Genomic DNA, 23,346 nt, shown 5'->3' with positions numbered 1-23,346 from the left:
CGCGAAAGAAGATAGCCGTCTAGCCGCCCTTCTTGACTTCGAGCACGCGCTTGCGTAGCCCCTCGGTGGCGGTGTCCATAAGACCCTTGGTTCCTCTTTTGATCAGGAATCCGGGAAGCGGCACGGTGAGGTCCACCGAGAGTTCAAAACGCAGCCGGGTGGCGTCGCCGTCAGGGATGAGCGTGTACCGGGCATCTTGTGCGCGTTGCTGTTTGGCGCTTACCAGCGTCCAGCTCACCCCATCGTCGTGCACCGAGTAGGCGAGCACCTGTTCCTCGCTGATGCCGGCGATCTTGACGACCTGCCGGGATCTGGTTGGACGGCCCTGGTCGTCGCGCTCGAGGACTTCGACCGTTTGATGGGCCGACGACCATTCGGGCAATGATTCGATATCGAACAGCACCTCCATGATCTCGTCAGGGGTCGCCTCGATGACGATTTCACGCGAATCGGAGACAGCCATGCTGGGAACCTAGCCGACGCCGCAGCGCCCGACGCATTGACTCACGGCACCAGCACAACCTTGCCGACGTTCTCCCGCGCCGCCAGGATCCGGTGCGCCTCGGGCGCCTCGGCGAACGGCACCGCCGCATGCACGATGGGGCAGATCGTGCCGTTGTGCAGCCCCTCGGTCAACGGGGTGATCCAGGGTTCGAGGGTGCCGCGGTCGTCCCACAACCGCAGCATGTTCAGGCCGATGACGCCCTTCGAGTCCTGCAACTGGGTGAGCAGGTTGAAACCGCGCATCATCGACAACGCGTGGGGCACCGCCCTGCGTAGCGAGCGCTTCTCGCCCTGCTGCATCGCCGAAACGCCATAGCCGACCAGCCTTCCGCCGGGGCGCAGCAACTCATATGACCGCCGCAGTGACGTTCCGCCGAGGGCATCGAGGATCAGGTCGTAAGGTCCGACGTCCTTCCACCAGCCGTCGCGGCGGTAGTCGATCGCACGGTCCACGCCGAACTCGGCCAGCTTCTGATGCTTGGCCGGCGACGCGGTGCGGTGCACTTCGGCGCCGGCAGCCTTTGCGAACTGGATGGCCGCGGTGCCAACACCGCCGGCCGCGGCGTGAATCAACACCCGCTCGCCGCGGCGCAGCGAGCCATAGCCGTGTAGCGCCGCCCACGCCGTCGCATAGTTGACCGGGACGGCGGCGCCCTGTTCGAAGCTCAGCGCGTCGGGCAGCACCACGGAATCGTTGGCGGCAACGTTGACGATTTCGGCGTAGCCGCCGAATCGCGTTCCGGCCAAAACCCGTTCGCCGACCCGGTTCGGGTCGACGCCGTCGCCGACGGCCGTGACGGTCCCGGCAACTTCGTAGCCAACGATCGCCGGAAGTTTCGGCGCGTCGGGATACATCCCGACGCGGGCGAGGTGATCGGCGAAGTTCACCCCAGCGGCACGGACCGCGACCTGCAGCTGACCCGGGCCCGGCGGGGACGGGTCGGGGCGCTCCTGCACCTGCAAGACCGACGGATCCCCGTGCTTGGTGATGACGACTGCGCGCATCTCGATCCTTTCTCTACGTTTGTGCCGCCGCCTCAGCAAGGCGGGGGAGTACCACATCGCGCCACCCGGAACCCATGCGGTCGAAGGCCTGAGCCATCCTGGTGTCATCCAGGTCAAAGCCACTGTGCTCCAAGAACACTCGGGCACCGGCACCGTCGGGTTCCAGGCGCCAGGTGAGCGTCCAAGCTGGGGTGAAGGTGTAGACGAAACGGTGCGGTGCATCGACCTCGAGCACCTTGCAGAGTTGCTTGCCGTAGCCGGGCATGTCGAGGACGAACTGGTGGCCGACGACCGCGGCCACTTGCCCCTCGGCCCACCAGAGCCGCATCAGCTCGGGTTCGGTCAGCAACCGCCACACCGTCTCCGGCGGCGCGGCCACGAATTGGTCGACCGTGATCGTCGCAGGTGATGACGTCTGATTCATTTCAGCTCCTCTGCTACGTCGGCGAGCGCGGCCAGCCGTCCGCGCCAGAACTTTTCGAAGGGGTGCAGCCACTCGCCGAGTTCGGCGAGTGGTTCCGCGGTCAGGCGGTAGATGCGGCGGCGGCCTTGCGGCTCGTCGGCAACCAGCCCGGCGTCACGTAGCACCTTGAGATGCTCGGCGACGGCGGGGCGACTGAGCTCGAACCGGTCACTGAGTTCCCCGGCGGATAGTTGCTGGCGCGTCAGAATCTCCAACAGCTCCCGCCGCACCGGATTCGCCAGGGCGAGAAAGACGCGGTCCGAAGTCGCCACGTCGGCACTATATGTCGGAAATTCCCGACATGTCAACTATTCCCGACACATTGGTCCACGCGCTACCTTCTGTTATGCGATTCGCCTGGGAGCGGCTGACCCCTAGCGTGCATCGCTGCCGGCTTCCGTTCTGCGACGTCACAATTGGCCTGGTGCGCGGAAGCGCTGGAGCCTTACTCGTCGACACCGGCACAACGCTGACCGAGGCGGCCGCGATCGACGAGGATGTCCGACAGCTCGCCGGAGTTCCGGTCACCCATATCGTGTTGACGCACAAGCACTTCGACCATGTCCTGGGTTCGTCGCGGTTCGCCGGGGCCGCGATCTACTGCGCGCCGGAGGTTGTCGATTACCTGTCGTCGGCCCACGACCAGATTCGGGAGCATGCACTCAGCTATGGCGCGGACGCCGCCGAGATCGACCGGGCGATCGCGGCGTTGCGGCCGCCACAGCGCGGGATCTACGACGCCGTTGTCGATCTGGGCGACCGCGAGGTGCGGATCACTCACCCGGGCCGCGGGCACACCACGTCGGACTTGGTCGTGGTTGTGCCCGGGTTGGACCATGACGATGACCGAGTCGTGATATTCACCGGTGACCTCGTTGAAGAGTCTGCCGACCCGTTCATCGACGCCGACTCCGACGTGGCTGCCTGGCCCGCAACGCTTGATCGGGTGCGGGCGATCGGCGGGCGCGCAGCGATCTACGTCCCGGGTCACGGGAAGATTGTCGACGCGGAGTTCATCCGCCGCCAGCGGGCTTGGTTACAACGACGTTCGGGTTAACCGGCCGCGACTGTGCACGCGGCGATGAGCGCGTCCGGATCGGTCACGCTGAGTACCAACGAGCGCAGCGTCGTTGACGTCAGTGGGACTTTCGCCTGTACCGGAGGCTCGATCGTCAACGCCACCAGTCCTTTGCGCGAGCCGTTGACCAGCCAGCGACCGTTTGAGTAGTGAACGCCCGCGGTGAATGCACGCTCATCGCTCGCTGCGGCGCGAACGATCGACGCGACCGGGATATGGGCTTCAAACGCCCAGCCCATCTTTACGTGCAGAGTCCCGTCTTCGACCCGCACCTCGCTGCTTTTGGGCCCGAGACCCAGCGGCGTGGATAGCAGCACATACCAACGCTCGTAGCGCAATTCCGTCTGCACCGGAACGACCTTACTCGAAGTTTGCTGGCCGAGGTGGATTTCTTTTCATTTACCCGTCTATGCAGTTTGCCGGATGGTGTCCCATTCCGCCGTCCGAACGAGCATGGCGGCGACGGTCCCGTCGAAAAGCATTGCACCGCAATCTCTTAGAGAGTCCGCAATAACGGGACCCGGCGGGCCCGGGCCCGCGCTTCGGTGATCTATGACCCTGGAGTACGGGGTGCGGCAACGGGTTTGGCCCGGCTCGGTAACCGGTCAATTAATCATGATTGAAATAGCGGGTCCGGGGCTAGACTCACGGTCAGCGGAATCCTGCTGACAGAGGAGCGTAAGGCCATGGCCATCATCGACGCGGACACCGAGGTCCCCGCCCCGTTCGAACAAGACGTCGCCGCCACGCAGCGATACTTCGACGACCCACGCTTTGCCGGGATTATTCGCCTCTATACGGCCCGCCAGGTAGTAGAGCAACGCGGCACGATACCGACCGACTACACCGTGGCCCGGGAAGCGGCAAGGGCGTTCTATCCCCACCTACGCGAACTTTTCGCGTCGAAGAAGAGCATCACGACCTTCGGGCCGTACTCACCCGGACAGGCAGTGAGTATGAAGCGGATGGGCATCGAGGGGATCTACCTCGGCGGTTGGGCAACTTCCGCCAAGGGGTCCACGACCGAGGATCCCGGGCCCGACCTCGCCAGTTATCCACTGAGCCAGGTGCCCGAAGATGCCGCGGTGCTAGTGCGCGCGCTTCTCACCGCGGACCGCAACCAGCACTACCAGTGGCTGCAGATGAGCGAGCAGCAGCGCGCCACGGCCAAGCAGTATGACTTTCGGCCGTTCATCATTGCCGATGCCGACACCGGTCACGGCGGTGATCCGCACGTGCGCAACCTGATCCGCCGCTTCGCCGAAGTCGGCGTTCCCGGCTACCACATCGAAGACCAGCGTCCGGGTACCAAGAAGTGCGGTCATCAGGGCGGCAAGGTTCTGGTTCCGTCCGACGAACAGATCAAGCGCCTCAATGCCGCACGCTTCCAACTCGACGTCATGCGGGTGCCGGGCATCATCGTCGCGCGCACCGACGCCGAGGCGGCCAACCTGATCGACAGCAACTCCGACGAGCGCGACCAGCCGTTCCTGCTAGGGGCTACCAACTTGGGCATCCCGTCGTACAAGTCGTGTTTCCTGGCGCTGATGAGGCGCTTCTACGAGCTGGGCGTCAAGCAGCTCAACGGTCATCGTTTGTATGCGCTCGCCGATGCCGAGTACGGCATCGCCAGCGCGTGGCTTGAGCGCCAAGGCATCCTCGGCCTCGTCGCCGACGCCGTCAACACCTGGCGGGAGAACGGAAAGGATGCGATCGACGACCTTTTCGACCAGGTCGAGTCTCGGTTCATCGCCGCATGGGAAGACGACGCCGGGCTGATGACCTACAGCGATGCCGTGGCGGAAGTGCTGACGTTCGGTGAGAGCGAAGGCGAGCCGGCGAGCATGAGCCCCGATGAGTGGCGGCAGTTCGCCGGGCGGACGTCGCAGTACGCGGCCCGGGAAAAGGCGAGGGAGTTGGGCACCGACCCGCCGTGGAGCCCGGAGCTGGCCAGAACCCCCGAAGGCTATTACCAGGTCCGCGGGGGCATTCCGTATGCGATCGCCAAGTCGCTCGCGGCCGCGCCGTTCGCCGACATCCTCTGGATGGAGACGAAGACCGCAGATCTGGCCGACGCCAAAGAATTCGCCGACGCGATTCACGCCGAGTTCCCTGACCAGATGCTGGCCTACAACCTGTCGCCGTCGTTCAACTGGGACACCACCGGAATGACCGACGAGGAGATGAAGCGTTTTCCCGAAGAGCTCGGCAAGATGGGCTTCGTCTTCAACTTCATCACCTACGGCGGGCATCAGATCGACGGCGTCGCCGCCGAGGAGTTCGCCACCAACCTCAGGCAAGACGGCATGCTGGCCTTGGCTCGCCTGCAGCGCAAGATGCGCCTGGTCGAGTCGCCCTACCGGACGCCGCAGACTTTGGTTGGCGGCCCGCGCAGCGACGCCGCGCTGGCCGCTTCGTCGGGGCGCACCGCAACCACGAAGGCGATGGGCAAGGGCTCGACCCAGCACCAGCACCTGGTGCAGACCGAGGTGCCCAAGAAGCTGCTGGAGGAGTGGCTGGCGCTGTGGAGCGAGCACTACCAGATCGGCGAGAAACTCCGTGTCACGCTGCGGCCCCGCCGCGCCGGCTCGGATGTGCTCGAACTCGGGATCTACGGCAGCGGTGAGGAGCAGCTCGCCAACGTCGTCGTCGACCCGATCAAAGACCGTCACGGCCGCAGCATCCTTCAGGTGCGCGATCAGAACACCTTCGGCGAGAAGCTGCGCCAGAAGCGACTCATGACCCTGATACACCTCTGGCTGGTGCACCGCTTCAAGGCCGACGCGGTGTACTACGTGACGCCGACCGAGGACAACCTCTATCAGACCGAGAAGATGAAGTCCCACGGCATCTTCAGCGAGGTCTACCCGGAGGTCGGCGAGATCATCGTCGCCGAGGTGAACAAGCCGCGAATCACCGAACTGCTCAAGCCCGATCGGGTGGCACTGCGGAAGCTGATCACCAAGGAAGACTAGTTTTCCGGGCCAATCAGTCGCGAAACTGCTTGGTAGACTTCATCTTTCGTGACATCGTGGCTTGCCGCGCCCCAATGGGGCACCTCGTGAAGCCGTCGTGCGGCGGTTCGCGAGTTTGCCGATCGCGGCATCAACGCAGCAGTCGGAGTCCGCCATCCCTCGTGCGGGCCAATGGCATCGCCCGCCGGGGCGGGGTTTCTCTACCGCCTAGACATGCCCGGTGGGCCCATGAATCCCCGGACCCCAAAGCATCAAAGTCATCACACTACAGATCCCTAGGTGAACGTTGTCCTCCAGCAACTATTGCATAGGTGTAGCATTTAGCTGTCAAGCGACTTATGCCCCTGATGGACCCCGATAGAGAGGACAGACCGGTGAAGTCCCAGACCAAGATGACGGTCACCACGTTCAGCGGAGCCGCCGCACTCGCTTTCGCCGTCGCCTTCGGCGGTCTCGGTGCCGGCCCCGTCGCCCCGGCGCCGGCACCGCCAAGTCACGCTTTGTCGACCGTCGCGCCGGCGAACGCAGCATCCGCGGGCAGCGTCCACACGGCCGTCCTCACCGCCTGCATCTCCGGACTCAACTGCTAGGCCGCCGAGCGCCCAAGGCCGGCCCATCGATGGCCCATCTCCGCCCCGAGATGGGCCATCGTCATGTCCGGCCCGATCCATGCGGTTTGCGGGCGACGTGAGCGGGTAACAACCAATGAGTTTGCAGAAGAGTCGTAGAGAGTGGGGAGTCTGATGAGATCGGAAGCTCGGACGGCGGCTGCGGTTTTCGGCGGTGCGGCCATGCTCGTGTTGGCGGTCGGGTGCGGCGGCGGCAATAAGGCACCCAGCAGCAGCACAACGACAACCACGACAACCACTTCGACGTCCAGCGTCGCGCCGTCCGCGGCCCCGGATACCGGTGGCCCCACTGGCGGTGGCGGACCGGGCGGCGGCGGTGGCAGCGTTCCCGGCGGCCCCACCGGTGGTGGCGGACCCGGCGGCGGCGGTGGCAGCGTTCCCGGCGGCCCCACCGGTGGTGGCGGACCCGGCGGCGGTAGCGGCAGCATCCCGGGCGTCGGCGGCGGTGGTGGCGGACCCGGCGGCGGCGGTGGCTGCGTCGGCAACATCTGCGGCCACAGCTGATCGCGCCCTTGCACCACTAAGACTTGCTCGCGGTAGCCGAGGGGGCCAGGTAGGTCTGGCCCCCTCGGCTGAGCAATATCGCGGTCGAGACAATCGACGACGTCAAGGCCGCTGATCCTCCCTGAGGCTTGCCGGCCTGAGTTATGGTTCTCCGCAACGCGACTGCAAGGAGACCTTCAATGGCGAAGCTCAGGTTTGGATATTTCATCGCGCCATTCCACCGCGCTGGCACCAACCCGACGCTGGCGTTGCAGCGGGATCTAGAGTTCGTCGAACACCTTGATGCCCTGGGCTTCGACGAAGCGTGGATCGGCGAGCATCACTCGGCCGGCAGCGAAATCATCAGTTCGCCTGAGGTCTTCATCGCTGCCGCCGCGGAGCGGACCAAGTGGATCAAGCTCTGCACCGGAGTCATCTCGCTCGCGTACCACAACCCGCTGTGGGTCGCCGACCGATTGATGCTGCTGGATCACCTCACCCACGGTCGCGTGATCGGCGGCATGGGGCCGGGGTCGCTGCCCAGCGACTCGTCGATGATCGGGCTGACGCCGACCGATACCCGTGAGCTATTGGAAACCAACCTTGACATCGTGGTCCGGCTGTTGGCGGGCGAAACGGTCAGCGCCAAGACCCCCACCCACGAATTGCACAACGCCAAGCTGCAACTGAAGCCCTACTCCGAAGACGGCATCCCGCTGGCGGTCGCCGCAGTCGCCTCGCCGACCGGAGCCCGGCTGGCCGGCAAGCATGGCATCGGCCTGCTGTCCATCGGGGCGACCCTGACCATCGAGGGCTTCAACGCGCTGCAGTATCACTGGGACATCGTCGAAGAACGCGCTGCGGTGTTCGGCACCAAGGTCGATCGCCGGAACTGGAGCCTGGTCGGGCCGTTCCACATCGCCGAAACCGACGAGCAAGCCCGCGAGGACGTGAAGTTCGGCCTCGAGCCCTGGTTCCGGTACTTCCAGAAGGTGGCCGCGTTCCCGCAGATGACCATGCCGGGAGAACAGATCGACGAAATGATCGACGTCATCAACGAGAACGGCGCGGGTGTGATCGGCACGCCGGAGCGGGCGCGGGCGCAGGTGCAGCGGATGTGGGATCAGTCCGGCGGGTTCGGCTGCATGCTGCAGATGGGCCACGAGTGGGCCAATCCCGCGGCCACCAAACGGTCGGCCGAGTTGTTCGCCGCCGAAGTGATGCCGCACTTCCAGGGTCAGGCGCAGCCGACACTGGATGCGGCCGCGCGCGCCAGCGAAGCCCGGGAAGGGCTCGCGGAGTCACAGAATCAGGCCGTCGAGCACATGACCAAGAAGTATCAGGACGAACTCAACGCGAAGACGTAGCGCTCACAGTCCGAACCACCGCGCGAGCGCACCGCGCAGACCACCCAGATCGTCCACGCCGGGTGCGGCCGCCGACGACGCCCACGCCACATAGCCATCGGGGCGCACCAGCAGCGCGGTGGCCGCCACGTCGCCAATCGGATATCCGGTGGCGACGGTGAGCAGGTCCGGGGCAGCCGCCACCGCGGCCGCCACTCCGCCCGATTCGGTGAGATCGAGTAGCAGGGGTCGCCCGGTGCGGGCCAGCTCGGCAACGCGTTTTGTTTCACCGCCGTTGGCCACGCCGAACTCGGGCACCCAGTGCCCAGTCAGCGGGTGCGCGTCGGGGTCTGTGCTGTACCGGTTTTCGGCTCCGGATATCAGGTCACTCAGACGACGGGCGATACCGGAATCGGTGAGTAGCTCCGAAAAGAGCTGCCGCAGCGCGGTGACCTCGGGCCCGGGCCGGACGAGTGCCAGTTGCGCCCGGCTGTGCATGATGACCCGCTCGGCAGCGGGCCGGCGCTCTACTTCGTAGCTGTCAAGCACTGCAGGGTCAACGCGCCCGCGCAATACCGCCGCGAGCTTCCAGCCAAGATTCACCGCATCTTGCAAGCCCAGGTTGAGTCCCGGTCCACCCATCGGGGAGTGGACGTGCGCAGCGTCGCCGACCAGAATCACCCGCCCCACCCGGTACCGCGACGCGATCCGCGAATTGATCCCGCAAAATCTGCGCAGATCCAGCGGTTCGTCGGGCGATGCGGGCCGCAGCGGTACGTCGGCGCCGAGCACCCGCTTGGCGCTGGCCTCCAATTCGGGCAGGCTCATCGGCGGTTGGTCGTCGCTATCGTCAACGCGTTCCTCGCGAGCCGATCTGTCCAGCTCGAAGACGATCACCGCGGCGCGGCCGCCGAGCGCGCCGTACGCGAAAACCCCCTGATCGGCTCGATGGAACTGCAGCGGTGGCACTCGGCCAAACCCCGGGATGTCCAGCCCGCCGCTGACCGGGTCGACCCAGTCCGCAGGCGGCAGCACGTCGAATCCCATCCGGGCAATCAGGTCGTACGACGACATCCCGGGGAAATCGATGCCGGCCAACTTGCGAGTCAGGCTGGTGCCGCCGTCGGCGCCGATGAGGTACTTCGCGCGCAGCTGATAGGCGCCGCCCGGCCCGTCGACTTCCATGCTGACGCCCGCTGCGTCCTGGGTGAAACCGATCAGTGCGTGACCCCAACGAATATCCACGTCGTATTCGCTGGCCCGATCCGCAAGGACCTCAACAAGCCTGGGTTGCTGAACGGGCAGCAGGAACACCTGCGACTCGGGCATCAGCGCGAGATCCAACGCGAAAGCGGCAAACATCGGCCGAGGGTTGAGCGCAGGTGGCTCCGCTGTTCCCGCGAGTGTGCCGTAGAGGCCGCGATGGTCCAGGATCCGAACCCCTTGGCCGATAACGCCGTTGGCCCGCCGTAGGGGATTAGGGCCGTGCATCCGCTCCAGCACCACCGGCCGGATCCCGTTCAAGGCCAGTTCGCCGGCCAGCATCAGCCCGTTGGGACCGCCACCCGCGATGACGACGTCAATCACTTAGTCAATCTTAATACGCGCGTTCGACTCGATAACCGTCGAGCTGCGTGACAACGCGTGATCTCATACCCGGGCGACAGCCGCAACCTAGCTTCCGGCTAGTCATGAGGCGCAAACCGGAAGGATGACCCCCCAAATACAGGCAGCCGGCCCACGTCGCCGGCAATTGCGAATAGTTCAACTGATTTTCGCCGGCGCCGCAGCCGCCGCGATGCTCGCGCTATCCGACACGGCGCGCCCCGAGGCCACAATGCTCGGACAAGTGCGCGTGGCCGATACGGCCATTGAGTCGCTGTTACCCCAGAGCCCACCGGGCCTCGGGCGTGGTGGCTTCGCCACCGATAACGGCGACGATCAAGCTCAACAACAGGAGCAGCAGGCGCTGCAGCAGATGCAACAGGCCCAGCAGCAGGCCGAACAACAAAACGAAGCGGCCCAACAGCAGGCTCAGCAAGCTGAGCAACAGGGCCAATGGGTCGAGGAACACCCCGGCCCCTAGTCCTGCCGGAAGCATGGCGGCCGCTTCGTGCGGCCGTCATGCGCTAGGTGAAACAGCTTGATAGTCAACGAAAAAACGGAGTGGGTCAGCGGCTCGATTCGCGGTCGGCCGTCTTCACCAGTCGATCCGCGAGAAGCTTGACCGCCCCACCCAGCGCGGCCCGCGTCGCCGGCCCGGTCCCGCGAACCCCCTCGACGAACGAGCCCGACCAGCGGATGTCGGTACCGCCTGCCGCATTCGGGGTCAAGACCACCTCGCCGAAGTAGTCCTTTGCCGGGGACGGAGGCGCAAGCACCTTGTAGACCTGCCGACGGTCCTGCTCGTACTCGACGATCTCCTCCTGCGCCAGGATTGGCCACACTCCGATTTTGCGAATCGCCCCGACACCGCCCGGTGCCGGATCGCCTTGGCGGGCCCAACTCGAACTGACGACCACCGGCTTGGCCCAGCTCGACCAGTTGGCGCCGTCGGCCAGAAGCCCGAACACCGTCGCGGCGGGCGCACTACTGGTCCGGTTGACCTCGAACGAAAACTTGCGACCAGACATAGCCGCGTACCCTACCGCGAGAGCCACTGACCCCGAGGCCGGCCGGTGGACATTAGGTCGCGCCCGCCTCGGATCTAACGCTTTTCGAGGCAATCAGTCATCGGCCGTCACACCGATGACGGTGCGGCCGTCCTCGAGTTCGACGTTGGTCAGGGCCGACAGGAAGCGCCCGAGGCCGGCTTCGGAGATCCGGAACAATTCGCCCGGGTGGCCTTCGGTCGTCCAGATCTGCCCGGCGAACCGGGCGCCGAGTTGCTCGAGTTGCCAGTGCAGTTTGTGTCCACGTAGATGGGGGCCGAACACCGCCAGGTCGACGCCGGTTCGGGTCAACAGAGTGGAGGATGTGCCGGTCAATCGTGCCCCGATGTCGGCAGCGATTTGATCGTGGAAGGCGGGGACGACGATCGTCACCCCGAACGGAGTGCCCGCTTGTGTCGGCGCACTGGGAACGGTGACCGCGGCCATGTCGAGCAGATTGCAGAAATTGGTGTAGGTCCCCATCCGGCGGTTGATACCGACGGGATCGGCATCGACCTCGCTCAACGTCGGATGTTCGGTGGTGGTGGGCAACAGCAACGCATCGAAACCGTCGAGGAGGCACCCGGCGTGGACCCGCGCGCGTGCCAATGCGTCCAGGTCGGCGGCGAACGCGGGGCCGGTGACCGCGCGGGCCGCGGTGATGATCGACGAAACCACGGGATCGGCGCTTGCTGGTGCGGTGTCAAGAAACTCTCCGACTGCTGCGTATCGTTCAGCGACGAGTGCGCCGTCATAGAGCAGCAAAGCCGCGTCCAGCAGAACCGAGATATCGATCGGTTTGACGCTCAGCCCGGCATCCGTGGCAAGACGCACGGACTGCTCGAACGCGTAGCGGTAGCCGGGACTGAGTGCCGTGAGGTTCGCGGCCTCCGGAATTGCCAGCCGGGGAGCGCCGGGCGCGGCGAGCCGAACGTCGGCAGGCCAGGGGCGGCTGCCGGGGTCGTGCACATCGGGGCCGGCCATCACGGCGACGGCGGCGGTGGCCAGGTCGAGATTCGCGGCGAGGACGGCGACCGCGTCGTAGCTGGCGCAGGCCGGAACGACACCGTGGGTGGGGATGATCCCGAGGGTGGCTTTGATGCCGACCAGACCGTTGAGCGCGGCGGGGACCCGAACCGATCCTGCGGTGTCGGTGCCGATGCCGATATCGGCGATGCCCAGCGCGACGGCGACCGCGGAACCGGAACTGGACCCTCCCGAGACCAAGCCTGGATGGTGCGAATTGCGCACGGCACCATAGGGACTGCGGGTGCCGACCAAACCGCAACCGAATTGGTCGAGGTTCGTCTTGCCGAGAACGACGGCCCCCGCATTGCGGAGTCGTTCAACGGCGACCGCAGTGGTTGCCGGCTGATAGGCGAACTCTGCGCACCCCGCGGTGGTCGGCAAACCCACGACGTCGATGTTGTCCTTGACCGCGACCAATAGTCCCGCCAGGGGCAAGCGCTCTCCCGCGCAGACCCGTTGTTCGACGGCAGCGGCGTCACTGAGCACATCGTCGCGATCGCGCAGCGTGATCCAGACCTCGGGCCGGTCGGCTTCGGCGATCCGCCGGTACGCGGCGGACACCCGCCCGGTGGGCGAGAGATGCGTTGCGGCCGAAGACTTCACAGGACGTGGGGTGCGATGAGGACCGCGGCGCCCGACACCGCGAAACCGATCAGGAACGCGATCACCGTAAAGCCCATCACCTGACGCACATTGAGCTTTGCGATCGCGAGCACCGGCAATAGCCAGAACGGCTGAACCATGTTCGCGACCCCCTCACCGACCGCCACGGACATCGAGATCAGCCCAAGGTACGCCGGCGAGTGTTGGCCGATGGCAAGCGCCGAGCCCACCGCGATCGGCCCCTGCACCGCCCAGTGTCCGCCGCCCGACGGTACGAACAGCGAGATGATGACCGAGCCCACGAACGTCAGGAACGGGAGCGTGAACTGATCCGCACCCCGCACCAGGGCCTCGGCGAGCACCGTCTGCAGCGCTCTGCCCGACCCCGGCGGCAGGTAACCCAGCAGACCGGCGATGCCCCCATACAACGGATATTGCAGTAGTAATGGGCCGGACACCTTCGCCGCACCAGAAAACGCGCGGATGAATCGAATCGGTGTACCGTGCAACAGCGCGCTGGTGACGGTGAACAACATGATCATCGACGAGATGTTCAGCGCAAAACCGCTCAGCACGAAATACGTTATGCCCGCGGCGAACACAAGCACATTGAGGATCCACAGATTCTCCAGCCGCTCGGCGAATGTCCGGGGGCCCTCCGGCGTATCGGGCGTGGGCTCTTCGTCGAACACGGCGGGATCGGGTTCCAGACTTTCATCGGGCTCCATCCGCCAGATCGTGATGGCGACAAGTGCGACCATCGCGACGACGGCGACCCAGCTGTAGGGCTGGAAGATCGTCAACCTCAACGGCACGATCGTTCCGGTCATCTTGTGAATAACGTTGATGGGGCTGGTCGTATCGGTATTGGCCAGCGCGATCGATGACGACAGGCCCTGCGTCCACACGAGGTAACCCATAAACCCCGTCGCGATCAGGTAGCCGAAATGCACACCGGGAAGCCGTTTTGCGACCTGACGCGCAACCAGCGCGCCGGACACCAGACCCAAACCCCAGTTCAACAGCGAGAAGACGCTGCTGACGCCGAAACACAGCAAGGCTCCCTGAACCTGATTCGTCGGCTTACTCGCGAGGCCCATGATGGCCCGTTTCACGATTGGCGCCTCGGCCAGTGTGTAACCGGTGACCAATACGAGCACCATCTGGAACGCGAAGGTGAAGATATTCTGCGATCCCCACACTCCGCCATACCAGGCTTTCAGCACGCCGGCGGGCGTCGCGTCCCGGACGAACCCCGCGACGAGTGCGACCACGATCAGGGTCAGGACGATCGCGAACAAATACGGGTCTGGCATCAAGCGTTCGACATACCGAACGCAGAGCATGGTGAGGCGCTGCATGAAGCCGCGACGTCCGACATGTTCGTCTTTTGTGGTCGTCATTGCCCGCCTTTACCGCGATGATGCGCCCGCGTGGTCGTCGCGTTGAATAGTGGAATCGCTCAGGTAACTCTAGATTGGTTACCGGCACATGGCTTTAGACGAACTCGTAGATAAAGACAACGACTATTGCCACCGCCAGCAGAATCAGAACCGTGACGATGACGGCGCGAACAACGCGGGATTGGCGATGGAACCAGTGCTGCATTTGGGCAAAGCGCCAATCGGTCCAGGCATAGGCGCGCGCCGCCCAAAGGGCTTCGACCGCCAGGAGCCGAAAGGCGATCAGTAGCGCCGGGATGCCGAACTCGGGGAGCAACACGGTGAGCGGAATGGAAGCGACGAGCAGCACGCCACCGAGGACCGCGAGGCCCGCCCGTACCGGTATCGCTCTCGCCCGCCCGCGCGTGCGGTAGTCGAGCACTCGAGCCAGGGCGTCGTCGCGGGTCACGGGGTGCTGGTCGCGAGCATCCACTGTTGCTCCTTCTACGCCCCCGCGACGGTCTCGGCTCGGACTCTAGCCGAAGACTCGACCCGGAGGGCAGTCTCGGAGCGCACCTAGACTGCGGATATGGATGATGGTTCCCGACAGGACTCCGTGGCTCCAAAAGGCCTGCTACGAATAGAGGATTGCCTGGACGCCGACGGCAACGTCTCTTTGCCGCCGGGAACCACACTGATTTCGCTGATCGAGCGCAACATCACAAATGTCGGTGATTCCGTGGCGTATCGCTACCTGGACTACGCCCGCACCGAAGGACACGCGCTCGAAGTCACGTGGGCCCAACTGGGTGTCCGATTGCAAGCCATCGCCGCGCGCATCCAGCGGCTCGCGGGCGAGGGCGATCGAGTGGCGATCCTTGCGCCGCAAGGCATCGACTACGTCGCCGGCTTCTACGCCGCGGTCAAGGCGGGAACCATCGCGGTGCCGTTGTTCGCGCCCGAACTGCCGGGTCATGCCGAGCGTCTGGAGACGGCGCTTCGCGATTCCGAGCCGACCGTGGTGCTGACGACCGCGGCGGCGAAGGGCGCGGTGGAAGAGTTTCTGATGCATGGCACGCAGCTGCGGAAGCCGCATGTCGTCGTGATCGATCAGATCCCCGACTCGGCGGGGGACTCGTTCGTCCCCGTGGAGCTGGATGTCGACCGGGTTTCCCACTTGCAATACACGTCGGGTTCGACCCGGCCGCCAGTTGGCGTGGAGATTACGCACCGGGCAGTGGGCGTCAACCTGACGCAGATGATTCTGTCGATCGATCTGCTGAACCGGAACACCCACGGCGTGAGCTGGTTGCCGCTCTACCACGACATGGGGCTGTCGATGATCGGCTTTCCCGCGGTGTACGGCGGCCATTCCACCCTGATGTCGCCGACCGCGTTTGTGCGTCGGCCGCAGCGATGGATTCAGGCGTTGTCGGCGGCGTCGAGGCAAGGCAACGTCGTCACCGCCGCGCCCAACTTCGCCTACGAGTGGACGGCACAGCGCGGCCTGCCCGCGGCGGGCGACGACATCGACCTGAGCAATGTCGTGCTGATCATCGGCTCCGAGCCGGTCAGCATCGAGGCCATCGCGACGTTCAACAAAGCGTTCGCCCCCTATGGGTTGCCGCGCACGGCATTCAAGCCCTCGTACGGGATCGCGGAGGCGACGCTGTTGATCGCAACGATCGAACCGAGCGCCGAGGCGAAGGTCGTCTACCTGGACCGAGAACAGCTGGGCGCGGGCCGCGCGGTGCGCGTCGGAGCGGATGCCCCCAGTGCCGTGCCCCAGGTGTCGTGCGGCCGGATCGCTCGCAGTCTGCGGGCCGTGATCGTCGACCCCGATACAGCTGCCGAGCTAACCGACGGCGCGGTCGGCGAAGTCTGGTTGCAGGGCGACAACGTTGGCCGGGGCTATTGGGGACGCCCCGAAGAAACCGAGCGGGCATTCCACGCACGGCTGCAATCGCGGCTGGCGCACAGCAGCCGCGCCGAAGGCTCGGCGGCCGAAAGCCCGTGGCTGCGAACCGGCGACTTGGGCGTCTATCTCGACGGCGAGATCTACATCGCCGGCCGTATCGCGGATCTGGTGATCATCGGCGGCCGCAACCACTATCCGCAGGACATCGAAGCCACCGTCGCCGAGGCGTCGCCGATGGTACGGCGCGGATATGTGACGGCATTCTCGGTGCCGGGCAACGAGGTGCCGGACTCCGACGCCACCTTGGTGATCATCGCCGAACGCGCGGCGGGCACCAGCCGCGACGACCCGCAGCCGGCAATCGAGGCGATCAAGGCCGCGGTACTACACCGGCACGGTCTCACCGCATCCGACGTGCGCCTGCTGCCGGCCGGCGCCATTCCCCGCACCACCAGTGGGAAGCTGGCTCGCCTGGCCTGCCGCACCCAGTACCTCGATGGCACGCTGGGCGCGCGTTAACCACCCGGTGCAACGATTCCGGGTGGCATTCTGGCCATATGGGTCTACTCATCCGGCTGGCGGAATTCCTGATTCTGCTGCTGCCACTGGTAGGTCTGGCCATCGGTGCGGTACGCGCCTTCGGTGCCAACAAACGCCGAGCCTCCGAAGCAATGGAGCCCGCGGCCGCGCCGCCCGAGCCCATCGCCAACGCCTCAGCCGCCCAATGGCAATCGGTGCGACGGATCTTGGATGAGCACAGCCGCACCGACACACGCTGGCTGGCCTACGAGCTCGACTTTGCCAAGCTGCTCGACTTCCCGGTGATGACGGATCTGCGCGATCCGCTCACCGCCGCCTTTCACAAAGCCAAGCTCCGGGCCGACCTGTTGCGGCCCATCAAGGCCGAAGATCTCCTCGACGACCGCGAAGCCGCCACCAAATATCAAGTCGCCGTGGAGGATTACGTGACCGCGTTCAACATCGCCGAGGCGGAGGCGATACGCAGGCGGCGCAACGACTTCTCACGTGACGAACAGCAGCGGTTTGCTCGCGCCCAGAGTCTGTTGAGAATGGCGTCGGACTCCGCCGCCGCGCCGCAAGAGCGTCGGAATGCCTACGAGTCGGCCCGTAAAGAACTCGATGGCCTGATCGTATTGCCCGCCAGCACACAGGCCAGCATCGAACGCGGGATCTCCGGTGAGATCGAGGGATAAGTCGCGCGGGCGTGCCACCATGACGAGATGACGATGCCCGGCCAGCCGGCCCAACCCGATGGGGTGCTCGCCGGCTATCCCGTCACTCCGCCACCCCTGCCCGGCCCGGTCACCTTCGACCAGCAGTGGAGCGACCTGACGTTCATCCACTGGCCGGTACAACCCGACACCGTCGCGCACCTGTACCCGCCCGGGACGCGTCCCGACGTTTTCGCCGACGGGCTGACCTACGTGGCATTGGTCCCGTTCATGATGACGAGCACCAAACTCGGTACCACGCTTCCGCTTCCGTACTTCGGCAGCTTCCTGGAGACCAACGTCCGGCTGTATTCGATCGACGACGCCGGCCGGCACGGGGTCCTGTTCCGGTCGCTGGAAACAGCTCGCCTGGCCGTCGTACCCGTCACCCGGATCGGCCTCGGCGTCCCCTACACCTGGGCGAAGATGCGGATGACGCGCGATGGTGACCACATCTCGTATTACAGCGTGCGCCGGTGGCCGCGCCGCGGCCTGTGCAGCCGGCTGACCGTCGCCATCGGCGACGCGGTGGAGCCGACGCCGCTGGAGATCTGGCTCACCGCGCGTTGGGGCGCTCACACCGAATCGGCCGGCCGCACCTGGTGGGTGCCGAACGAGCATGGACGGTGGCCGTTGCGCGCGGCGGCAATAGTCGAGCTGAGTGACGAACTGGTCGACGCCGGTGCGGTGCGGCCGGCCGGCGATCGCCTGCGCGCCCTCTTCTCGCCCGGTGTACGAACCCGCTTCGGCCGCCCCTGCCCGGTTCAGTGAGGCGGCCGCGATCTCACAGGATCGTGTAACCGCCGTCGATGACGACGTCGGAGCCGGTCATGTAGCTGGACGCGTCGCTGGCCAGGTAGACGTACAGGCCGGTGAGTTCCTCCGGCCGGCCGATGCGGCCGAGCGGAATCTTCGGCTCCCACAGCCGGTGATAATCCGCCATCGGTTCGACGAGCTCGGTGAGGATGTAGCCCGGGCTGACGCTGTTCACCCGGATGTTGTGCGGCGCGAGCTCCACGGCCATCGCCTTGGTCAGGTGGATGACGGCGGCCTTGGAGGTGCAGTAATGGCCCGCCTGTTGCGGGACGTTGATGATGTGTCCCGACATCGAGGCGGTGTTGATGATGGCGCCGCCGCGGCCCTGGGCGACCATTGCCCGGGCCGCCGCCTGCGCGGTGAGGAATACGCCGGTCACATTGGTGTCCTGGATGGCCTGGAATTCCTCCGGCGACATGTCCAGCATCGCTTTCAGATTGATGATCCCCGCGTTGCAGACGGCGATGTCGAGACCGCCCAACTCCGCGATCACTTGGTCGACCATTCGGTTCACCTGATCGGGTCGGGTCACGTCACAACCGATCGGAATGACCCTGCCACCGGCCGAGGCGAGCTCGGCGGCGACCGTTTCCAAGACCTCGAAATGCCGTGCCGCGATGGCCACTTGGGCACCCGCTTGCAGGTATGCCTCTGCCACCTTTTTGCCGATGCCGCTGGACGCCCCGGTCACCAGAGCCGTCCTGCCGTGCAAGTCAAACAAGTCCAATACGCTCATTCGATATCCCTATCCAGACGAGCCACCAAAAACCAGAACACGTTCTAGTGTGTCGGCTATGGGCAACTTCAGCAGGGCCGAAATCGAGCAAGCCGTCGAGCACTACACAACTGTGGCGGAAGGGTGCAGCGCTTCTGGCGACTGGGCGCCTTTTGCGGATTTATTCACTGAGGACGTTGTCTACATCGAACACCATTACGGGGTCTTTCACGGCCGCGAGGCGGTGCGGGAATGGATCGTTGCCGTCATGGCACCGTTTCCGCACATGCGCTTTCCCAGCGACTGGATCGCCTACGACGACGACAATGACGCCGTCGTCATCATGATCAAGAATCTGCTCGACCACCCGACCGACCCGAACGGGGAGCCGTTCTGGTTCCCGAACTGGACTCGCCTGGTGTACGCCGGCAACGGGCTGTTCTCCAGTGAGGAGGACATCTACAACCCCAACCGCGATGCGCCAGGCGCTGTCGCCGCCTGGATGCAGGCCGGCGGGCAGTTCGCGTCAACCGACTTCTTGCAACCCAACCCGAGCTAGGCCGACGAGAGGTCCGGCTGTCGTTTCCGGCGGCGTGACCGGACCGCCGACAGCGCCTTCTCCCAGGCGATCAGCGTCGTTGCCTTGAGATTGGCCGGCTTGGCGCTGTCTTTGGAGAGCAACGCGGCGGCAGCAGCTTTCGTGGTTGCCGACGCCTTCGACATGTGACCGGAGTCGAACGGTGGCTGCGGGTCGTACTCGATCGCGAGCTGGATCGCCTTGGCGCGGCCCTCGCCGCCGATCTCACCGGCCAGCCAGAACGCGAGGTCGAGTCCCGCGGAAACCCCCGCACTGGTGATGACGTTGTCCTGGCGCACGACCCGCTCGTCATTGACCGGGATCGCGCCGAATCCCTTCAGCATGGGTAGCGCCAACCAATGCGACGTAGCACGCCGACCCTCAAGCAAACCGGCCGCGGCCAGGATCACCGAGCCCGAGCACACCGACGCCGTCCATCCAGCGGTTCGATGAGCTCCACGCAGCCAGTCCAGCAACACCTCGTCACGCGCATGCACCGGAGTCGACGGACCGCCGGGCACGAGAATGAGGTCGGGCGAAGGGGTTTCGGCCAGCGAATGCGTGGCGCCGATGACCAGCACGCCCGAGTCAGCCGTGATCGGTCCGGGTTCATGCCAGACGAACCGCACGTCGGCACCCGGCAGGTTGCGCAGCACCTCATACGGGCCGATCATGTCCAGCGCTGTGAATCCGGGATAGGCCACGAACGCAATTTGGGTCATCGGACGGTCCTTTCTGACTGAGGCCTCGACAATTAAGCGAAGGCCTTGCGGTATTGATCTGGTGAAACGCCAATACGTCGAATGAAGTTGCGGCGCATGGTTTCCGCGGTGCCGAAGCCACACCGCGACGCGATGGCAACGACGGTGTCGTCGGTCTGTTCCAACTGGCGGCGCGCGGCTTCGGTGCGAACACGTTCGACGTAGTGGCCGGGCGCCTCGCCCACCTCGTCGGTGAACACCCGGGTGAAATGGCGCGGGCTCATCGTCGCCCGACGGGCCAGATCACCGATGCTGTGCGCGGCGCCCGGCTGCGCCTCGATGGCCTCCTGCACCTCGCGGATGCAGGTACGTTTGGCCCGCGGTATCCACACCGGCGCCGCGAATTGGGTCTGCCCGCCGGGGCGACGCAGATACAGCACCATCCAGCGGGCGACCGTCTGCGCGATCTCGGTTCCGTGGTCGTCCTCGACCAGCGAGAGCGCGAGATCGATGCCCGCGGCCACCCCCGCGGCGGTCCACACCGTGTCGGAACTCCTGACGAAGATCGGGTCGGGGTCGACGTCGATAGCGGGGAACTCATCGGCCAGACGCTCGGCGAAGGCCCAGTGGGTGGTCGCGCGGCAACCGTCCAGCAGCCCCGCCTCGGCCGCGAGGAACGCACCCGTGCAGACGGTGACGACGCGGCGGGCGGTGCCCGCGACAGCTTTGATCCAGGCCACGAGCTCAGCATTCGACCGCGCGCCGTCGACGCCTCCGCCGCCCGGCACTACGACAGTGTCGATCTGCTCGTGCGGGTCAGGCAGCGGGGTGCCCACGAACGCGAGCCCGGTCGCGGTGCTGATCGGCTGGCCGTCGACCGAGGCCACGACGACGTCGTAGCCACCGTCGGTCAGCAGCGCAGCGCCGGTGAACACGTCGTGCGGCCCGACCACATCGAGTGCCTGGACACCCGGGAAGCCCACGATGACGACCTTGCGAACCATGGAATCAGTGTCGGCCGGGCCGGGGCGTGTCGTCTAGGCCTGGTACCCCACGAATTAGGACATCCGGACCTGGCCCCAGGCCGTTTGATCGGCCTTGGCAGACTGTGTCCATGGCACAGATAACCCTGCGTGGAAATGCGATCAACACTGTCGGCGAGCTACCCGCCGTCGGATCGAAGGCCCCAGCCTTTAGTTTGACCGGCTCCGATCTGGGCGCGGTCACCAGCGACCAGTTCAGCGGTAAGTCCGTGCTGCTGAACATCTTTCCGTCCATCGATACCCCGGTGTGCGCGACGAGCGTGCGGAAATTCAATGAGCGTGCCGCCGGAGGGGGCGCGACCGTGGTGAACGTATCCAAGGACCTGCCGTTCGCGCAGAAGCGCTTCTGCGGCGCGGAGGGGATCGAGAACGTCACCACGGCGTCGGCATTCCGCGACAGCTTCGGCGAGGACTACGGCATCACGATCACCGACGGCCCGATGGCCGGGCTACTCGGCCGGGCGGTCGTGGTGATCGGCGCCGATGGCAACGTTGCGTACGCGCAATTGGTGCCCGAGATCGCCGAGGAACCCGATTACGACGCAGCGCTGGCAGCGCTGGGCTGACCTTCGGGTCATAACCCAAGCAGTCGGACCGTTTCGGCTCGCATGTCGACTTTGCGCACCTTTCCGGTGACGGTCATCGGGAACTCGTCGACGATGTGGACATAACGGGGAATCTTGTAGTGCGCGAGCTTCCCGGCGCAGAAGGTCCGGACGGCTTCGGCGTCCAACGGCCGACTGTCTGGCCGCATTTTGATCCAGGCGCAGACTTCCTCGCCGTACTTGGCGTCGGGAACGCCGACGACCTGCACGTCATCGATGTCGGGGTGGCTGTGCAGAAAGTCCTCGATCTCGCGCGGATAGAGGTTCTCGCCGCCCCGGATGACGACATCCTTGATGCGCCCGACAACTGCGCAATAGCCGTCGTCTTGCATCACCGCCAGATCGCCGGTGTGCATCCAGCCGTCGTGATCGATGACCTCGCGGGTTTTGTCGTCGTCGTGCCAGTAACCCAACATCACCGAGTAGCCACGAGTGCATAGTTCACCCGGCTGACCGCGCTTGACGATCTCGCCGGTGCCGGCGTCGATCACCTTGATCTGGACGTGCGGATGAGCCCGGCCCACGGTGGCTGTCCGGTGCGCCAGGTCGTCGTCGATCAGGGTCTGGCAGGACACCGGGGATGTCTCCGTCATGCCATAGGCGATGGACAGCTCCGCCATGTTCAGTTCGTCGACGCAGCGCCTCATCACCTCCACCGGACACGCAGCACCTGCCATGATCCCGGTCCGCAATGACGACACGTCGCGGCCGGCGAGGTCGTGATGGCCGAGCATCGCAATGAACATCGTGGGCACACCGTAGAGGCCGGTGCAGCGCTCGGATTCGATCGCTTCCAGCGTCGCGGCGGCATCGAACCCGGCAGCCGGAATCACCATGGTGGCTCCGTGCGTGGTGGCACCCAAGTTGCCCATCACCATGCCGAAGCAGTGATAGAAGGGCACCGGGATGCACAGGCGGTCCCCGGGCCCGAGCCTGATGCATTCGGTGACGAAGAACCCGTTGTTGAGGATGTTCCGGTGTGACAGGACGGCCCCTTTCGGGGAACCCGTTGTGCCCGAGGTGTATTGGATGTTGATCGGGTCCGATGGATTCAACGCGGCTAGCCGGCAGCGCAATTCGTCACCCGTTACCTCATCGGCATGCTGCCGCAGTCGCTGCCAATCGTCGGTACCCAGGAATACGACGTCGACCAACCCCGGGACCTCGGAACGTACCTCTTCGATCATCCGGCGATAGTCGGAGGTCTTGAAGGTCGTCGCCGACACCAAGAGTCGAGTATCCGAATCGCGCAACACATGTGACAACTCATGAGTGCGATACGCGGGATTGACCGAGACGAGAATCGCGCCGACCTTGGCCGTGGCGTACTGGAGGATGATCCATTCCGGGCAGTTGGGGGACCAAATTCCGACTCTGTCCCCGCGCTGGATGCCGATGGCCATCAATGCACGGGCCAGACAGTCGATTTCGGCGTTGAGTTCGGTGTAGGTCCAACGCCTGCCGCCGGCCACATCGACAAGAGCCTCGGCGTTCGGGTACCTCAGCGCGGTGCGCTCGAAATTCGCCCCGATCGTCTCGTCCAGCAGGGGAGTATCGACGGGCCCCGCGTCGTAGGACTCGACGGCGCCGT

Annotated in this window: 25 protein-coding genes; 10 read left to right on the top strand and 15 right to left on the bottom strand. The window is 65.3% G+C overall.

Going from position 1 to position 23,346, the window contains the following annotated elements; translation table 11 throughout:
• Positions 1–19: 19 nt before the first annotated feature.
• The 4 genes from ACZY0B_RS09855 to ACZY0B_RS09840 are packed head-to-tail and all read right to left on the bottom strand — an operon-like array spanning position 20 to position 2,244.
• Positions 20–463: an SRPBCC family protein gene (locus tag ACZY0B_RS09855; protein WP_463763915.1), complete on the bottom strand. Its 444-nt coding sequence runs from the start codon at positions 461–463 to the stop codon at positions 20–22.
• Positions 464–504: 41 nt separating this feature from the next.
• Positions 505–1,509, bottom strand: a complete 1,005-nt coding sequence (locus ACZY0B_RS09850) for a zinc-binding dehydrogenase (protein WP_463763914.1) — start codon at positions 1,507–1,509, stop codon at positions 505–507.
• Positions 1,510–1,522: 13 nt separating this feature from the next.
• On the bottom strand, positions 1,523–1,933 hold the full coding sequence (locus tag ACZY0B_RS09845; protein ID WP_463763913.1) for an SRPBCC family protein: 411 nt from the start codon (positions 1,931–1,933) through the stop codon (positions 1,523–1,525).
• The gene (locus ACZY0B_RS09840; RefSeq protein WP_463763912.1) at positions 1,930–2,244 is read right to left on the bottom strand and encodes an ArsR/SmtB family transcription factor; all 315 of its coding nucleotides are present in this window, start codon (positions 2,242–2,244) and stop codon (positions 1,930–1,932) included. The genes ACZY0B_RS09845 and ACZY0B_RS09840 overlap by 4 nt, the downstream gene beginning before the upstream one ends.
• Positions 2,245–2,318: 74 nt before the next feature.
• Between ACZY0B_RS09840 and ACZY0B_RS09835 the strand changes: the two genes are divergently transcribed.
• Positions 2,319–3,029 carry an MBL fold metallo-hydrolase gene (locus ACZY0B_RS09835; protein WP_463764039.1) on the top strand — a complete coding sequence of 237 codons (711 nt, stop codon included), beginning with the start codon at positions 2,319–2,321 and terminating at the stop codon, positions 3,027–3,029.
• Here the strand turns inward: ACZY0B_RS09835 and ACZY0B_RS09830 are convergent.
• Positions 3,026–3,439: a hypothetical protein gene (locus ACZY0B_RS09830; protein ID WP_463764038.1), complete on the bottom strand. Its 414-nt coding sequence runs from the start codon at positions 3,437–3,439 to the stop codon at positions 3,026–3,028. The genes ACZY0B_RS09835 and ACZY0B_RS09830 overlap by 4 nt on opposite strands.
• 297 nt (positions 3,440–3,736) lie before the next feature.
• Between ACZY0B_RS09830 and aceA the strand changes: the two genes are divergently transcribed.
• The 4 genes from aceA (at position 3,737) to ACZY0B_RS09810 (ending at position 8,504) form a co-directional block, all read left to right on the top strand.
• Positions 3,737–6,025: an isocitrate lyase ICL2 gene (gene aceA, locus ACZY0B_RS09825; RefSeq protein WP_463763911.1), complete on the top strand. Its 2,289-nt coding sequence runs from the start codon at positions 3,737–3,739 to the stop codon at positions 6,023–6,025.
• Between the two features lie 374 nt (positions 6,026–6,399).
• The gene (locus tag ACZY0B_RS09820) at positions 6,400–6,615 is read left to right on the top strand and encodes a hypothetical protein (protein WP_463763910.1); all 216 of its coding nucleotides are present in this window, start codon (positions 6,400–6,402) and stop codon (positions 6,613–6,615) included.
• 153 nt (positions 6,616–6,768) lie between these two features.
• Entirely contained in the window at positions 6,769–7,158 is a 390-nt protein-coding gene (locus ACZY0B_RS09815; protein WP_463763909.1) for a hypothetical protein, read from the top strand.
• A gap of 179 nt (positions 7,159–7,337) precedes the next feature.
• Complete coding sequence (locus ACZY0B_RS09810) at positions 7,338–8,504, top strand: LLM class flavin-dependent oxidoreductase (RefSeq protein WP_463763908.1); 1,167 nt, start codon at positions 7,338–7,340, stop codon at positions 8,502–8,504.
• A gap of 3 nt (positions 8,505–8,507) precedes the next feature.
• On the opposite strand, the gene ACZY0B_RS09805 is transcribed toward ACZY0B_RS09810, so the two are convergent.
• The 6 genes from ACZY0B_RS09805 to ACZY0B_RS09780 form a co-directional block, all read right to left on the bottom strand.
• On the bottom strand, positions 8,508–10,070 hold the full coding sequence (locus tag ACZY0B_RS09805; RefSeq protein WP_463763907.1) for an FAD-dependent monooxygenase: 1,563 nt from the start codon (positions 10,068–10,070) through the stop codon (positions 8,508–8,510).
• A gap of 295 nt (positions 10,071–10,365) precedes the next feature.
• Positions 10,366–10,584, bottom strand: a complete 219-nt coding sequence (locus ACZY0B_RS09800; protein WP_463763906.1) for a hypothetical protein — start codon at positions 10,582–10,584, stop codon at positions 10,366–10,368.
• Between the two features lie 70 nt (positions 10,585–10,654).
• Positions 10,655–11,116 carry an SRPBCC family protein gene (locus tag ACZY0B_RS09795; RefSeq protein ID WP_463763905.1) on the bottom strand — a complete coding sequence of 154 codons (462 nt, stop codon included), beginning with the start codon at positions 11,114–11,116 and terminating at the stop codon, positions 10,655–10,657.
• Between the two features lie 93 nt (positions 11,117–11,209).
• Positions 11,210–12,766: an allophanate hydrolase gene (locus ACZY0B_RS09790; protein ID WP_463763904.1), complete on the bottom strand. Its 1,557-nt coding sequence runs from the start codon at positions 12,764–12,766 to the stop codon at positions 11,210–11,212.
• Positions 12,763–14,169, bottom strand: coding sequence for a TIGR00366 family protein (locus ACZY0B_RS09785; protein ID WP_463763903.1), 1,407 nt, complete (start codon positions 14,167–14,169; stop codon positions 12,763–12,765). Before ACZY0B_RS09785 ends, ACZY0B_RS09790 begins: the two co-directional genes overlap by 4 nt.
• Before the next feature lie 94 nt (positions 14,170–14,263).
• Complete coding sequence (locus ACZY0B_RS09780) at positions 14,264–14,641, bottom strand: hypothetical protein (RefSeq protein WP_463763902.1); 378 nt, start codon at positions 14,639–14,641, stop codon at positions 14,264–14,266.
• 96 nt (positions 14,642–14,737) lie between these two features.
• Between ACZY0B_RS09780 and ACZY0B_RS09775 the strand changes: the two genes are divergently transcribed.
• Genes ACZY0B_RS09775 through ACZY0B_RS09765 form a run of 3 tightly spaced genes read left to right on the top strand, consistent with a single transcriptional unit; the run spans position 14,738 to position 18,069 of the window.
• Positions 14,738–16,585: a fatty acyl-AMP ligase gene (locus ACZY0B_RS09775; RefSeq protein ID WP_463763901.1), complete on the top strand. Its 1,848-nt coding sequence runs from the start codon at positions 14,738–14,740 to the stop codon at positions 16,583–16,585.
• 38 nt (positions 16,586–16,623) lie between these two features.
• A complete protein-coding gene (locus tag ACZY0B_RS09770; protein ID WP_463763900.1) occupies positions 16,624–17,280 on the top strand; it encodes a hypothetical protein in 657 nt (218 codons plus the stop codon).
• A gap of 27 nt (positions 17,281–17,307) precedes the next feature.
• The gene (locus ACZY0B_RS09765) at positions 17,308–18,069 is read left to right on the top strand and encodes a YqjF family protein (RefSeq protein ID WP_463763899.1); all 762 of its coding nucleotides are present in this window, start codon (positions 17,308–17,310) and stop codon (positions 18,067–18,069) included.
• 13 nt (positions 18,070–18,082) lie between these two features.
• Here the strand turns inward: ACZY0B_RS09765 and ACZY0B_RS09760 are convergent, their stop codons facing one another.
• Positions 18,083–18,850, bottom strand: coding sequence for an SDR family oxidoreductase (locus ACZY0B_RS09760; RefSeq protein WP_463763898.1), 768 nt, complete (start codon positions 18,848–18,850; stop codon positions 18,083–18,085).
• A gap of 58 nt (positions 18,851–18,908) precedes the next feature.
• Between ACZY0B_RS09760 and ACZY0B_RS09755 the strand changes: the two genes are divergently transcribed.
• Positions 18,909–19,388, top strand: coding sequence for a nuclear transport factor 2 family protein (locus ACZY0B_RS09755; RefSeq protein ID WP_463763897.1), 480 nt, complete (start codon positions 18,909–18,911; stop codon positions 19,386–19,388).
• Here ACZY0B_RS09755 and ACZY0B_RS09750 read toward each other — a convergent pair.
• Together ACZY0B_RS09750 and ACZY0B_RS09745 are read right to left on the bottom strand one after the other, a co-directional pair.
• The gene (locus ACZY0B_RS09750) at positions 19,385–20,128 is read right to left on the bottom strand and encodes a DJ-1/PfpI family protein (RefSeq protein WP_463763896.1); all 744 of its coding nucleotides are present in this window, start codon (positions 20,126–20,128) and stop codon (positions 19,385–19,387) included. The two genes, ACZY0B_RS09755 and ACZY0B_RS09750, sit on opposite strands and share 4 nt — an antisense overlap.
• A 32-nt stretch (positions 20,129–20,160) precedes the next feature.
• On the bottom strand, positions 20,161–21,111 hold the full coding sequence (locus ACZY0B_RS09745) for a GlxA family transcriptional regulator (RefSeq protein ID WP_463763895.1): 951 nt from the start codon (positions 21,109–21,111) through the stop codon (positions 20,161–20,163).
• A 110-nt stretch (positions 21,112–21,221) separates the two neighbouring features.
• Between ACZY0B_RS09745 and tpx the strand changes: the two genes are divergently transcribed.
• Positions 21,222–21,716: a thiol peroxidase gene (gene tpx, locus ACZY0B_RS09740; RefSeq protein ID WP_463763894.1), complete on the top strand. Its 495-nt coding sequence runs from the start codon at positions 21,222–21,224 to the stop codon at positions 21,714–21,716.
• Positions 21,717–21,724: 8 nt separating this feature from the next.
• Here tpx and ACZY0B_RS09735 read toward each other — a convergent pair.
• The coding region (locus ACZY0B_RS09735) for an AMP-binding protein (RefSeq protein WP_463763893.1) at positions 21,725–23,346 on the bottom strand (1,622 nt) is incomplete at its 5' end.

The sequence above is a fragment of the Mycobacterium sp. IDUB_19 genome (assembly GCF_055419445.1).
The sequence above is the reverse complement of the archived record's forward strand: the minus strand, read 5'-3'. Positions and strand labels throughout refer to the sequence as shown.

Coding starts and splice junctions, on each gene's coding strand:
- ACZY0B_RS09760 (WP_463763898.1), bottom strand. CDS start 18,850: ATGAGCGTATTGGACTTGTTTGACTTGCACGGCAGGACGGCTCTGGTG.
- ACZY0B_RS09775 (WP_463763901.1), top strand. CDS start 14,738: ATGGATGATGGTTCCCGACAGGACTCCGTGGCTCCAAAAGGCCTGCTA.
- ACZY0B_RS09765 (WP_463763899.1), top strand. CDS start 17,308: ATGACGATGCCCGGCCAGCCGGCCCAACCCGATGGGGTGCTCGCCGGC.
- ACZY0B_RS09815 (WP_463763909.1), top strand. CDS start 6,769: ATGAGATCGGAAGCTCGGACGGCGGCTGCGGTTTTCGGCGGTGCGGCC.
- ACZY0B_RS09770 (WP_463763900.1), top strand. CDS start 16,624: ATGGGTCTACTCATCCGGCTGGCGGAATTCCTGATTCTGCTGCTGCCA.
- ACZY0B_RS09845 (WP_463763913.1), bottom strand. CDS start 1,933: ATGAATCAGACGTCATCACCTGCGACGATCACGGTCGACCAATTCGTG.
- ACZY0B_RS09800 (WP_463763906.1), bottom strand. CDS start 10,584: ATGCTTCCGGCAGGACTAGGGGCCGGGGTGTTCCTCGACCCATTGGCC.
- ACZY0B_RS09810 (WP_463763908.1), top strand. CDS start 7,338: ATGGCGAAGCTCAGGTTTGGATATTTCATCGCGCCATTCCACCGCGCT.
- ACZY0B_RS09850 (WP_463763914.1), bottom strand. CDS start 1,509: ATGCGCGCAGTCGTCATCACCAAGCACGGGGATCCGTCGGTCTTGCAG.
- ACZY0B_RS09750 (WP_463763896.1), bottom strand. CDS start 20,128: ATGACCCAAATTGCGTTCGTGGCCTATCCCGGATTCACAGCGCTGGAC.
- ACZY0B_RS09785 (WP_463763903.1), bottom strand. CDS start 14,169: ATGACGACCACAAAAGACGAACATGTCGGACGTCGCGGCTTCATGCAG.
- aceA (WP_463763911.1), top strand. CDS start 3,737: ATGGCCATCATCGACGCGGACACCGAGGTCCCCGCCCCGTTCGAACAA.
- ACZY0B_RS09795 (WP_463763905.1), bottom strand. CDS start 11,116: ATGTCTGGTCGCAAGTTTTCGTTCGAGGTCAACCGGACCAGTAGTGCG.
- ACZY0B_RS09745 (WP_463763895.1), bottom strand. CDS start 21,111: ATGGTTCGCAAGGTCGTCATCGTGGGCTTCCCGGGTGTCCAGGCACTC.
- tpx (WP_463763894.1), top strand. CDS start 21,222: ATGGCACAGATAACCCTGCGTGGAAATGCGATCAACACTGTCGGCGAG.
- ACZY0B_RS09855 (WP_463763915.1), bottom strand. CDS start 463: ATGGCTGTCTCCGATTCGCGTGAAATCGTCATCGAGGCGACCCCTGAC.
- ACZY0B_RS09755 (WP_463763897.1), top strand. CDS start 18,909: ATGGGCAACTTCAGCAGGGCCGAAATCGAGCAAGCCGTCGAGCACTAC.
- ACZY0B_RS09835 (WP_463764039.1), top strand. CDS start 2,319: ATGCGATTCGCCTGGGAGCGGCTGACCCCTAGCGTGCATCGCTGCCGG.